Annotated in this window: 11 protein-coding genes, 2 rRNA genes and 1 other annotated feature; all 13 genes read right to left on the bottom strand. The window is 42.9% G+C overall.

What is annotated here, in order from left to right; translation table 11 throughout:
* Positions 1-1401 (bottom strand): cysteine--tRNA ligase, encoded by a 1401-nt coding sequence (cysS, locus tag F9802_RS16870; protein WP_152154061.1) that lies wholly within the window; start codon positions 1399-1401, stop codon positions 1-3.
* On the bottom strand, positions 1382-2047 hold the full coding sequence (epsC, locus tag F9802_RS16865) for a serine O-acetyltransferase EpsC (RefSeq protein WP_152154059.1): 666 nt from the start codon (positions 2045-2047) through the stop codon (positions 1382-1384). The genes cysS and epsC overlap by 20 nt, the downstream gene beginning before the upstream one ends.
* Positions 2048-2256: 209 nt before the next feature.
* Positions 2257-2485 (bottom strand) — a binding site (T-box leader).
* A 56-nt stretch (positions 2486-2541) separates the two neighbouring features.
* Complete coding sequence (gene gltX / locus F9802_RS16860; protein WP_152154057.1) at positions 2542-4002, bottom strand: glutamate--tRNA ligase; 1461 nt, start codon at positions 4000-4002, stop codon at positions 2542-2544.
* Between the two features lie 72 nt (positions 4003-4074).
* A complete protein-coding gene (ispF, locus tag F9802_RS16855; protein WP_152154055.1) occupies positions 4075-4557 on the bottom strand; it encodes a 2-C-methyl-D-erythritol 2,4-cyclodiphosphate synthase in 483 nt (160 codons plus the stop codon).
* Between the two features lie 20 nt (positions 4558-4577).
* A complete protein-coding gene (gene ispD, locus F9802_RS16850) occupies positions 4578-5264 on the bottom strand; it encodes a 2-C-methyl-D-erythritol 4-phosphate cytidylyltransferase (RefSeq protein WP_152154053.1) in 687 nt (228 codons plus the stop codon).
* Between the two features lie 14 nt (positions 5265-5278).
* Positions 5279-6373, bottom strand: a complete 1095-nt coding sequence (locus F9802_RS16845) for a PIN/TRAM domain-containing protein (protein WP_152154051.1) — start codon at positions 6371-6373, stop codon at positions 5279-5281.
* Between the two features lie 110 nt (positions 6374-6483).
* The gene (gene radA, locus F9802_RS16840) at positions 6484-7857 is read right to left on the bottom strand and encodes a DNA repair protein RadA (RefSeq protein WP_152154049.1); all 1374 of its coding nucleotides are present in this window, start codon (positions 7855-7857) and stop codon (positions 6484-6486) included.
* Positions 7858-7931: 74 nt separating this feature from the next.
* A complete protein-coding gene (clpC, locus tag F9802_RS16835; protein WP_152154047.1) occupies positions 7932-10379 on the bottom strand; it encodes an ATP-dependent protease ATP-binding subunit ClpC in 2448 nt (815 codons plus the stop codon).
* 20 nt (positions 10380-10399) lie between these two features.
* Positions 10400-11455 (bottom strand): protein arginine kinase, encoded by a 1056-nt coding sequence (locus F9802_RS16830; RefSeq protein ID WP_152154045.1) that lies wholly within the window; start codon positions 11453-11455, stop codon positions 10400-10402.
* Positions 11455-11997, bottom strand: coding sequence for a UvrB/UvrC motif-containing protein (locus F9802_RS16825; RefSeq protein ID WP_152154043.1), 543 nt, complete (start codon positions 11995-11997; stop codon positions 11455-11457). Before F9802_RS16825 ends, F9802_RS16830 begins: the two co-directional genes overlap by 1 nt.
* A gap of 20 nt (positions 11998-12017) precedes the next feature.
* A complete protein-coding gene (locus F9802_RS16820; RefSeq protein WP_404799179.1) occupies positions 12018-12482 on the bottom strand; it encodes a CtsR family transcriptional regulator in 465 nt (154 codons plus the stop codon).
* Between the two features lie 484 nt (positions 12483-12966).
* Positions 12967-13082: ribosomal RNA gene (gene rrf, locus F9802_RS16815) — 5S ribosomal RNA — on the bottom strand.
* Between the two features lie 129 nt (positions 13083-13211).
* Positions 13212-13335, bottom strand: a 23S ribosomal RNA gene (locus F9802_RS16810); the annotation flags it as partial.

The following is a 13335-nucleotide window of genomic DNA, read 5'->3' as shown; positions in this document are numbered from 1 at the left end:
TCACCCTCTTTTCCAGCGAGTGCCTTGCGGCGTATCTTCTAAAATAATATTCATTTCTTTCAGCTTATCACGAATATCATCAGCAAGCTGGAAATCGCGGTCTTTTCTTGCTTGAATCCGCTGTTCAATCAATGCTTCAATTTCTTCATCAAGCAGCGCTTCTTCCGCTTCCAGCTTCAAACCAAGCACAAAAAATAAGTCTTCGAACTCGTTTAAAAAAGTATCGATTACTTTTTCAGATGTATTTTTTTCCATTAGATAATAATTGGCCTGTCTGGAAAGTTCAAATAAGACAGATATGGCATTGGCTGTATTAAAATCGTCATCCATTTCTTTCGTGAATGTCTCATGAAGTTCCTTAATTTTTTCCAGCCATTTCTCATCGTTATCAGTTAAGTTGGCACTGGACTGCTTGCGGTGCTTTAAATTTTCATAAGCCGTTTTCAAGCGGTCAAGAGCCGTTTTGGCGTTTTCCAGCAGTTCCTCGTTATAATTAATCGGGTGTCTGTAGTGAACGGACAGCATGAAAAAGCGAAGCACTTGCGGGTCGATATGTTGAATAATGTCATGCACAAGAACAAAGTTGCCGAGTGATTTCGACATTTTTTCGTTATCAATATTAATATAGCCATTGTGCAGCCAATAGCGGGCAAACGGTTGCTCGGTCAGTGCTTCTGATTGGGCAATTTCATTTTCGTGATGCGGAAAAGTTAAATCCTGCCCGCCTGCGTGGATATCAATTGTATCTCCTAAATACTTTCGTGCCATAGCTGAGCATTCTATGTGCCAGCCCGGACGCCCGTTCCCCCATGGACTGTTCCAAGAAATTTCCCCTTCTTTTGCCGCTTTCCATAAAACAAAGTCGAGCTCATCTTCTTTCTTTTCCCCTACTCCGATTCTTGCACCGACTTTCAATTCATCTACTGATTGCTGGGACAGCTTTCCGTAGTCTGCAAACTTTCTCGTACGGTAGTAGACATCACCTTCTGAGACGTATGCATAGCCTTTTTCAATCAGTGCGTCAATAAATTCAATAATTAGATCAATATTTTCTGTCACGCGTGGATGAACATCCGCTTTTTGGCAGCCAAGAGCTCCCGTATCTTCAAAATAAGCTTGAATAAACCGATCGGCGATGACCGGCACTTCTTCTCCCAGTTCATTTGCCGCTTTAATCAGTTTGTCATCGACGTCTGTAAAATTGGAAACAAAGGTGACATCGTACCCGCTGTATTGTAAATAACGCCGGACTGTATCAAATACGATGGCCGGGCGGGCATTACCTATGTGAATATAGTTATATACGGTCGGACCGCATACATACATTTTTACTTTCCCTTTTTCAAGAGGAATAAAATCTTCTTTTTTTCGTGTCAATGTATTATAAACTCGAATGGTCATTTTGATATTCTCCCTTCTTCGCTTCATCAAGTTCCTGTTTCAACCGGATGATTTCTCTTTCCATAATAGAAAGACGATCGGCAATCGGATCCGGCAAATCACGGTGATTAAAGTCTTTTTGGATTTTCTTACCGTCGCGGATCACAATTCGGCCTGGAATGCCGACAACGGTTGAATTTGATGGTACGTCTCTTAAGACGACCGAACCGGCACCGATTTTAGAGCTTTCCCCAATCGTAATTGAACCGAGCACTTTGGCACCTGACGCAATTAAAGCATTGTCCTGTACTGTCGGGTGCCTTTTTCCTTTTTCTTTACCAGTACCGCCAAGTGTCACTCCTTGGTATAATGTCACATTATCACCAATTTCACACGTTTCTCCGATGACAACTCCCATCCCGTGGTCAATAAACAGGCGGCGGCCTATTTTAGCGCCGGGATGGATTTCTATGCCAGTGAAAAAGCGGCTTATTTGGGAAATAATTCGGGCAAGGAAGAAAAATTTCCTCTTGTAAAAGCCGTGAGCCAGCCGATGGCCCCAAATCGCATGCAATCCAGAGTAAGTTAGTATGACTTCCAGATAGCTTCGGGCAGCAGGATCCTGCTCAAAAATTGTATCAATGTCTTCTTTAAGTAGTTTAAACATGCCTGTTTCTATCCTCCTTTTATAAGAAAAGCGCAAGGCGCTGCTTATCGGCGACAAGCATAAGACGAGCCGGCGGGAAGGCTGCTTCTTAGCCTTCTTGACGGATTGGCTTATGACCTCGAGCCGATGGCGCCTGGAGCTAGACAGTTGCCTAATTCGAAAAAATTATACTTACTTATTTTTCACAAAATAAAAAACGTCTCTGTATAGACAGAGACGTTATGTTTACGCGGTTCCACTCTGTTTGAAAAATAGACATACGCCTATTTCTCCAACTTTAAACTGGTAACGGGTGCTCCCGCCGCCGCTTACTCGTTGCCTTTCAGCGGCAGGCTCAGAGGGGCATTTCAATAATTGAGCGGCTTGAACCGTTTACAGCCGGTGACGGTTCTCTCTGTAAAGCTTCAATTATTTACTTCTCCTCTTCAACGCTAACTTATTTATGATTCAGTAAAATTCTTCTATCTTTAATATATTACATTTTTGCTAAAATGTTAACTGCTAATCTTGCGGAGCCGTTCAACAACTTTTTCTTTGCCGAGCAATTCGATGGCTTTTGGCAAATCTGGTCCGTGTGTTTGTCCAGTGACAGCAGCGCGGATCGGCATAAATAGTTTTTTTCCTTTATGACCTGTTTCTTTTTGGACAGCTTTCATCGCTTGCTTAATTTCGTCTGCTTTAAACTCATCCATTGTTTCTACTTTTTCAAGAAAAGAAGCCATTACTTCAGGTACTTGTTCCTCCTCAAGAACCGCTTTTGCTTCTCCTTCATAGCTGATGTCGCCTTTAAAGAATAACTCTGACATCTCAACGATCTCTGCTCCGAAGCTCATTTTTTCCTGGTAAAGGCCAATTAATTGACGCACCCACTCTTCTTGTTCAGCAGATCGCTCAGCATCGACGCGGCCTGCTTTCACAAGATGCGGAAGCGCTAGCCCCACGACTCGGTCCAGCTCCACCTTCTTCATGTATTGGTTATTCATCCACAGCAGTTTCTGCTGGTCAAATAGCGCAGGAGATTTAGATAACCGCCCGGCATCAAACATCTCAATAAACCCTTCTTTAGAGAAAACTTCTTCTTCGCCAGTTGGAGACCAGCCCAACAAAGCAATAAAGTTAAATAATGCTTCCGGCAAATACCCGAGCTCTTTATATTGTTCAATAAACTGAATAATAGATTCATCCCGCTTGCTCAGCTTTTTGCGGCTTTCATTAACAATCAGCGTCATATGGCCAAAAACAGGCGGCTCCCAACCAAGCGCATTATAAATTAAGAGTTGCTTCGGTGTATTAGAAATATGGTCGTCTCCGCGCAGCACGTGCGACATTTTCATTAAATGGTCATCTACAGCTACCGCAAAGTTGTACGTTGGCGTGCCGTCTTTTTTCACGATAACATAATCGCTAATGTCCTCCGACTCGAAAGAAACTTCACCTTTGACCAAATCAGTGAATGTCAACATTTCCCCTGCCGGCACTTTAATGCGGATGCTCGGCTTTCGCCCTTCTGCTTCTCTCTCCGCTCTCTCTTCTGCAGTCAAGTGACGGCATTTGCCGGAATAACCCGCCATGTCTTTGCCTTCTGCCTGCTGCGCTTCCCGTTCAGCTTCGAGCTCTTCTTCTGTACAGTAGCATTTATACGCCTTGTCTTCTTCTAATAATTGATCGTAATATTTTTTGTAAATGTCATTCCGTTCTGACTGGCGGTACGGACCATATTCTCCCCCGCTGTCGACGCTTTCATCCCAATCGATTCCGAGCCACTGCAAATATTTCAGCTGGCTTTCTTCCCCGCCTTCAATGTTTCGCTTTTGATCGGTATCTTCAATTCTGATGATAAACTTCCCGCCCTGGCTGCGGGCAAATAAGTAATTAAAAAGCGCTGTACGCGCGTTGCCTATATGTAAGTGGCCTGTTGGGCTCGGCGCATAGCGCACACGAATATCGTTTGCCATTCCACGTTCCTCCTCAAGTCGTTCATATAACTTTATTTATTTTACCACCTGCTGCTACTAGAAGAAAGTGGATTACTTTTCTTCCGCTGTCAATAGAACAACTGCCTGTGCGGCAATTCCTTCTTCTCTTCCGACAAATCCCAGCTTTTCTGTTGTCGTTGCTTTCACGTTGATTTGTGACACATCCGCATCCAGCAATTCTGCCATCCTTTGTTCTATCCGCTCAATATGCGGAGCCATTTTTGGTCTTTGCGCCATGATCGTGCAGTCGATATTTCCGAGAGAAAAACCTTTCTCTTTCACTAATTGCCATACACGCTGCAACAATACAGCGGAATCAGCATCCTTAAAGGCAGGGTCTGTATCTGGGAAATGGCGTCCTATATCTCCTTCTCCAATAGCTCCAAGAAGAGCATCCGCTGCAGTGTGCAGCAAAACATCGGCATCTGAGTGGCCAATCAGCCCCTTTTCATGCGGGATCATTACTCCTCCGATAATTAACGGACGATTTTCTGCAAATTGATGCACATCAAAGCCTTGTCCAATTCGAAACATAATTTTTTCTCCTTCGCAATCTATGATGATTTTCTTTTTTGAATAATAGCCTCCGCAAAAACAAGGTCCTCCGGAGTCGTCAGCTTTATATTATCATAATCTCCTTCTACAATTTGCACCGGCATATTGATTCTTTCTGCCAATGATGCATCGTCTGTACCGATGTATCCGGCTGTTTGTGCCTGTGCATGAGCCTTTAAAATCAAAGGCACGCGAAAAGCTTGTGGCGTTTGAACCGACCACAAGCTTGAGCGTTCTACTGTTTCGGCAACCGTGCCGCTCTCAACGCGCTTAATTGTATCTTTTACGGGAACAGCCACAATAGCAGCCCCCTTTTCTACTGCTTTTTCAACAAGTCGGCTTATAATGGGAGCCTCTATAAATGGTCTCGCTCCGTCATGGATAAGAACGACTTCCGCATCATCCACCTCTTTTAGTCCGTTATAAACACTCTGCTGGCGTTCACTGCCTCCGTGAACTAATTTGCGCACTTTGGAGACATCATATTCGCGAACTAAATTAGAGAACATCTTCACTTCTTCTGGCTGAACAACGAGTATAACCCCCTTGCAATTCGGATCCTTCTCAAAAACCTCCAAAGTATGGATGATAACCGGGCGGTCCTGCAACAAAAGTAAAAGCTTATTTTTATCTGCTTTCATTCTAGTTCCACGACCGGCTGCCGGAATAATCACTTGATAATTCATCTTTTTGGGCCCCTTTAAAGCGCTTTTTCTATCAACTTAGGTTTGGCAAAAATCATCCGCCCTGCTGATGTTTGCAGAACGCTCGTCACGATCACATCAATTTGCTTGCCGATATACTCGCGGCCTTCTTCCACGACAATCATTGTTCCATCATCTAAGTAAGCAATACCCTGCCGCTGCTCTTTCCCGTCTTTAATAACAAGAACATGCATTTCCTCACCAGGGATCACTAATGGTTTTACAGCATTGGCCAAGTCATTAATGTTAAGAACCTGCACTTTTTGCAGTTCACATACTTTATTTAAGTTAAAATCATTCGTAACGACGATTCCATTCATTTCTTTCGCCAGCTTGACGAGTTTGCTATCCACTTCTTGAACATCCTCAAAATCCCGCTCAATAATTTCCACATCCACCGGAATATCTTTTTGAATCCGGTTTAATATGTCGAGTCCCCTTCGACCTTTCGTACGTTTCAGCGTATCCGAAGAGTCAGCGATGTGCTGCAATTCTTCCAGAACAAACTGCGGAATAATTAGGCATCCTTCTAGGAAGCCAGTTTGGCAAATGTCAGCGATTCTGCCGTCAATAATTACACTCGTATCTAAGATTTTAAATGACTTTTGTACAAACTGGGGACTTTCAGATACATCTGACTCTTTCTTTTTTCCGCTTTTGTTCATCGAAAATAAACCAGTAATTTCATCACGCTTTTTAAAACCGACCTGAAAGCCCAAGTAGCCAAGTAAGATCGTCAAGAAAATTGGTGCGACCGTATTAACAATCGGTATTTCAATTGAGTTAAGTGTATTCCCTGCTAAAAAAGCGACGATTAATCCTAAAATTAACCCTAAACTGCCAGAAAGAATGTCCGTCAAAGGCGCGGTAACAATTCGGTCTTCCAGCCATTTAACAAAATCAATAATATAATCCACTGCCCAAAATGTCAGCATATAGAAAATAATAGCTCCTATTATAACCGCGGCATACGGGTTATTAATTAAAGTCAGATGATCTAAATGGATTAAAGTTAATAAGTCCGGAATAAGAATAATGCCTAACGTTCCACCTAAAATAATAAAACCCGCCTGTACGAGACGTTTTAACATTCTGACTTCACCTCCTTGCTATCATTATAAACACTTTTTTCCACATGCAATCGTTTTTTTGAAAAAACATCCTAAAAGTATACATGTGTTCCTCTGACCTGCCCGTAAAATCATTTGCCAAAAATGAGCCGCAGCGCTTCATTAACAGTAGAAACACCGACCACTTCTATTCCTGCCGGCACTTTCCAGCCTCCGAGATTATTTGCGGGAAGAATAACTCTTGTAAAACCGAGCTTGGCAGCTTCAGAGACTCTTTGCTCTATTCTTGAAACTCTCCGCACCTCTCCCGTCAAACCTACCTCTCCGATAATACAGTCTGTTGGATTCGTCGTTTGGTCGCGAAAGCTAGAAGCAATACTGACGGCAATAGCAAGATCAATGGCCGGTTCATCAAGCTTTACGCCACCAGCTACTTTTAAATAGGCATCCTGATTTTGCAATAAAAGACCGACACGCTTCTCCAGTACAGCCATCAACAGCGTTACGCGATTATGATCCATGCCAGTAGCCATGCGCCGGGGATTACCAAAAACAGCCGGAGAAACAAGAGCTTGGATTTCAACGAGCACAGGCCTCGTTGCTTCCATGGAAGCAACCACTGTCGATCCCGAAGAACCTTGCGACCGCTCTTCCAAAAAGATTTCCGAAGGGTTCTCTACTTCCTCCAATCCTTCTTCCTTCATTTCAAAAATCCCCATCTCATTTGTGGAGCCGAAACGGTTTTTTACTGCTCTTAAAATACGGTACGTATGGTGGCGCTCTCCTTCAAAATATAACACACTATCCACCATATGCTCCAATAATCTGGGACCGGCAATCGAACCTTCCTTTGTCACATGCCCGACAATAAAAATGGCGATTCCATTCATTTTTGCTATTCTCATTAATTCGGCTGTACATTCTCTTACTTGAGAAACACTCCCCGGGGCAGACGTTACTTCTGGATGATACACTGTTTGAATCGAGTCAATAATAACAAACGACGGCGAAAGCTGCTCAATTGCCGAATGAATCAGCTGCAAATTTGTTTCTGAATAAATAAACAGATCTTCTTCTTTTACAGCCAGCCGTTCTGCTCTTAATTTTGTCTGCTTAACAGACTCTTCGCCGGAAATGTATAATACCCTGCTTTTAATTGCTGCCAGTTGAGCAGAAACTTGCAATAACAGGGTGGACTTTCCAATTCCTGGATCTCCACCGATCAATACGAGTGACCCCGGTACAACTCCTCCTCCAAGTACCCGATTGAATTCTTTCATCTTTGTTTTCACACGCGGTTCCTGTACAGTCTCAATATCTGTAATCTTTGCCGGTTTAGAAGTCACCGTTTGCTCAGAATGCATAAATGTCCGTTTAGGCGTCCCTGTAATGGCCACTTCCTCTACCATCTGGTTCCATTCTCCGCAGCCAGGACACCGGCCCATCCATTTTGCCGACTCGTATCCGCAGGATTGGCAAATAAATTTCGTTTTTTTCTTTGCCATGCTCATTACACCTCTTCATCTATTCTCTGAAAAAAAGGGGCACACATATATTGCGTGTGCGCCCTTTCGTTGTTTTAAGTAGCAGATGGTGCCGCTGACGGTTCTTTTGTTTTCACTACAAATTCATCATCCTCAACATCTACTAAAATATGCTGACCTGTTAAAACTTTGCCTTTCAGCAACTCTTCTGACAAGCGGTCTTCCACTTGTTTTTGTAAGGCACGGCGCAAAGGACGCGCTCCATATTCTGGATCGTAGCCTTCTTCCGTAATTTTTTCTTTTGCCCGATCGGATAATTCGACAATAATGTCCTGCTCTTTCAGACGGCTTGACAATTGATCAGACATTAAAGTAACAATTTCCTTCAAGTGTTTTTTCTCTAAAGCATGGAAAACAATGATTTCATCAATACGGTTGATGAATTCTGGACGGAAAGCTCGTTTAAGCTCTTCTAGTACTTTGCCCTTCATGTCTTTGAAGTCCTGTTCACCATCTTGAATATTAAAACCGACAAATTTGTTGCGTCGCAGTGAATCAGCTCCTACGTTTGATGTCATAATCAGCACGGTGTTACGGAAATCGACTGTCCGCCCTTTTGAATCGGTTAAGCGACCATCTTCGAGCACTTGCAGCAAAATGTTAAACACATCTGGATGTGCTTTTTCAATTTCATCCAGCAAGATAACAGAATATGGCTTACGGCGAATTTTCTCAGTTAGCTGACCGCCTTCTTCATAACCGACATAGCCCGGTGGCGACCCAACGAGACGAGACGTTGAGTGCTTCTCCATGTACTCAGACATATCGATACGAATCATTGCATCTTCATCACCGAACATGGATTCAGCGAGGGCTTTAGCCAGTTCCGTTTTACCGACACCTGTCGGCCCAAGGAAAATGAATGAGCCGATCGGCCGCTTCGGATCTTTTAATCCTGCTCTTGCCCGGCGGACGGCTTTGGAAACAGCTTTTACTGCTTCTTCCTGGCCAATCAGGCGGGAATGAAGAATTTCTTCCAACTTCAGCAATCTATCTGTTTCCGTTTGTGCCAGCTTGGAAACCGGAACACCCGTCCAGCTTGATACGACTTTGGCAATGTCTTCGACTGTTACTTCACTGTTCTCTTTTCCTTGCTGTTCTTTCCAATTATTCTTTGTCTTCTCCAGTTCTTCCCGAAGCTTTTGCTCAGCATCACGAAGCGAAGCCGCTTTTTCAAATTCCTGGCTTTGAACGGCCGCATCTTTTTCATTTCGAATGCCGTCGAGCTTCACTTCCAGCTCTTTCAAATTAGGAGGTGTAGTAAAAGAGCGCAACCGAACTTTTGAGCCCGCTTCATCAATTAAATCAATCGCTTTATCCGGCAAAAAGCGGTCTGAAATATAGCGGTCTGACATTTTCACTGCTGCATCAATCGCTTCATCCGTAATGGATACACGGTGATGGGCTTCATAGCGGTCTCTTAACCCTTTTAAAATCTGAATCGATTCATCCAACGTTGGCTCATCCACTTGAATCGGCTGGAAGCGACGTTCAAGGGCTGCATCTTTTTCAATATACTTACGGTATTCATCAAGCGTGGTAGCGCCGATGCATTGCAGCTCACCGCGGGCAAGAGATGGTTTCAAAATGTTAGAAGCGTCAATGGCTCCTTCTGCTCCACCTGCACCAATTAACGTATGCAGTTCATCAATAAATAAAATAATGTTGCCTGCTTGGCGAATCTCATCCATCACTTTCTTTAAGCGGTCTTCAAATTCACCCCGGTATTTTGTTCCCGCTACAACGGTACCCATATCTAGTGTCATAACCCGCTTATTACGGAGTGTTTCTGGTACTTCATTATTAATAATTTGCTGAGCAAGCCCCTCAGCAATTGCCGTTTTACCAACACCGGGTTCACCAATCAACACCGGGTTGTTTTTCGTTCTTCTGCTTAGCACTTCAATCACACGCTGTATTTCCTTACCGCGGCCAATGACAGGGTCCAGACTGCCATCTCTGGCAATCACTGTTAAATCTCGCGCTAGGCCATCGAGCGTAGGTGTATTTGCGTTCGATGTTGAGCCGCCTTGATGACCGTTTGATTCATTGTTGCCAAGCAGCTGAAGTACTTGCTGACGAGCTTTGTTTAAGCTGACACCTAAATTGCTAAGAACACGAGCAGCCACGCCTTCTCCTTCACGGATTAAACCAAGCAGAATGTGTTCTGTACCGACATAGGAGTGACCTAGCTTTCTAGCTTCGTCCATTGATAGCTCTGTTACCTTTTTTGCGCGGGGAGTATAATGGACAGTTTGGGAATTTCCTTCTCCTCGGCCGATCAAGTTCTCAACTTCTTCCTGGATCTTTTCCGAACTAAGCCCAAGGCCATAAAGAGCTTTTGCCGCGATGCCTTCTCCTTCACGCACTAACCCTAACAAAATATGTTCTGTGCCAATATTGCTATGTCCTAGACGAAGTGCTTCCTCTTGTGCAAGCGCCAATACCTTCTGTGCTCTTTCCGTAAAACGACCAAACATCATATCCATTCCTCTCCTTTACCTCAACAATTTTCTTCCAATTTTAACCGCTCTCTAATTAAAGCAGCCCGCCGAATATCCCGTTCTTCCGGACGGAGCGGCCCTCCGGCATATTGCTGTAAAAAGCCCGGCTGGGTCAAAATCATCAATTCATTTAAAATACTTTTGGAAACATTGCTAATATAACCAATATCAATTCCTAACCTCACATCAGATAAACACTGAGCTGCTTCTTTTGTTTCAATAATTCGGCTGTTTGTTAATACACCATAAGAGCGGAATACTTTATCCTCTAGATGGATGGAAGACGTGTTGGCTAAAGCTTCTCTAGCTGACTTTTCGTGAGCAATAATTTGATGGACTATACTCACCAAGTCTTCCACTATATCCGCTTCTGACTTACCAAGTGTTAACTGGTTGGAAATTTGAAAAATGTTTCCCAAAACTTCACTGCCTTCACCGTAAATACCCCTAACTACAAAACCAAGCTGGCTGATTGCGGGGATAATACGATTGATTTGCTGAGTTAACATTAACCCCGGCAAATGGATCATGACTGATGCCCGTAAGCCAGTTCCTACGTTTGTCGGACAGCTCGTTAAATAACCTCTCTGTTCGTCAAAAGCATATTTGACTTTTGCTTCAATGGCATCGTCAATAGCATTAGTTTTCTCTAATGTTTCTTTCAGCTGCAAGCCCGGAGAGAGACACTGAATACGAATATGATCCTCTTCATTTATCATGATGCTGATATCTTCTGTTTCTGAGAGAAGAACTGCTCCGTATGCGGAAGCATCGGCCAGGTAGGGGCTAATTAGATGCTTTTCAACAAGCACCCGCTTTTGCAATTGAGACAAACTTTCCATCGTGAGCAGCTCAAGTGCATATTCTCTCTGTGCCCCTTCACTGATTTTCTTTGTCATCTCTTCCGCTTCATCGGATTTTAAGAACGAAGGAAATTGATAATCTGCTAAGTTTCTTGCAAGACGAATCCTCGAACTTAAAACAATATCCGAATGAGGTCCTTCATTATTCATCCATGAGCTGACAGCCTGATTAATAAACCTTTCTAGAGACATCACGACTCTCCTCCTTCAAAAATCATTTTTTTTTCGAGAGAGCGGATTTGATCGCGAATATCGGCTGCCAATTCAAATTCTTCCTGGGCAATGGCTTGTTGAAGTTTCGTTTTTAATTCTTCTATTTCTTTTTTCAAGTGCAGAGTACCGCCCATTCTTTCCGGTATTTTTCCTCTGTGTATGTTATTGCCATTTTGCAGTCTTTTTAGTATGGGAGTAAGCTGCTCCCGAAATGCTTCATAGCAATGAGCACAGCCAAACTTTCCACTGTTTACAAACTGCTGAAAAGTTGTTTGGCAATTCTCACATTTCAGAGCTTGCTGCTGGGGGTATTGAGCAGGTTTAGTTGAAAATGACGATTCAATATTAAACAAACCGCCAAGCAAATTACCGATGGAAAAATCGGGGTGATGGCTGAACATATACTGCTCCCCTTTTTCCTGCGCACACTTTTCACACAAAAGCAACTCTGTCTTTTCGCCATTTAATGTTTTAGTAAAATGCAGTGTGGCAGGCCTTTCTTTACATTCCTGGCAAATCAAAACGAACCACCCCCTTTTAGTTATTTATATTTCAAAGCCATGAGCATAGAGGTAATCATTCTTGCCCGAAGCTCATCTCTATCAGGAAGGTCGATGTACAAAACTGAACGGTCCATTACACTCATCATAATTTTTGCTTCCCGGCTTGAAATCACTTCTTCTTCCACCAAGCGGTAAATCAAATTTTCAGCAGCTGATTGCGAAACTTTATTCCCCACCAGTGAAACGAGCTGATCGATTAAATCGTACTGGTCATGCACTTTCACTTTTATAATTCGGATATAGCCTCCCCCGCCTCTTTTGCTTTCTACTACGTATCCTCTTTCAATGGTAAAGCGGGTATTGATTACATAATTAATCTGCGAGGGAACACATTGGAATTTTTCAGCTACTTCGTTTCTCTTAATTTCTACAATTTCGCTTCCACTCATTTCGAGAACTTTTTTTAAATAGTCCTCAATAATATCAGATATATTACGCATCAAACCTCCTCCAATTCTGACTTTGACTATATTTGACATAAATTATACATGAAAGCACAAACCATTGGCAATTTTAATGTATGTACTTGATGTTAATTTTTGACGCTTTTCAAGAATTTTAATCCTTTTAAAATATATTTTTATATTCCACCTGTTAAAAGAAGTTAAACCTTAGCAAGAGATGATATCTTATAACTATGCAAAAAAAAACAGAATATTATTTAATAACATGAGGATATTTTTCGTTTTTTGCTAGTTTTAAGGCCTTGAAGAGAAGCTCAATACTTTGACGATTATTTTACATGTCGGAATTTTCATGGTGACTTTGAGAGATTGTTCGACACTTTAAGAGCCTTGTTCGACAACTTGCGGGTTTTGTTCCCCATCTCTCCTTTCAAAGTTTTATCGCCATTTTGAAGCAGTTAATCATGCTCGTCTACTTGTTTATATAACAAAAAAGAACAGCTTCCGCTGTTCTTTATCACTTGCCTGGCAGCGTCCTACTCTCACAGGGGGAAACCCCCAACTACCATCGGCGCTGAAGAGCTTAACTTCCGTGTTCGGGATGGGAACGGGTGTGGCCTCTTCGCTATCGCCGCCAGACTGTATAAAATTGAAAGAGTTGTTCTTTCAAAACTGGATAATATGTTGTATAAGTAACCGGCAATACCGTGCCATTTGGTGTTATTCGTTTGTCCCGTTCAGGCATGTTCAATGCCTGAACGTTTCGTTTAGGATAAGTCCTCGATCGATTAGTATTCGTCAGCTCCACGTGTCGCCACGCTTCCACCCCGAACCTATCTACCTGATCATCTTTCAGGGATCTTACTAGCTTGCGCTAAGGGAAATCTCATCT

Source organism: Bacillus aerolatus (assembly GCF_009183655.1).
In the GTDB taxonomy this organism is placed as follows: domain Bacteria; phylum Bacillota; class Bacilli; order Bacillales; family Domibacillaceae; genus Pseudobacillus; species Pseudobacillus aerolatus.
Note: the sequence above shows the minus strand (reverse complement) of the source record. Positions and strands in the feature narration are given on the sequence as shown.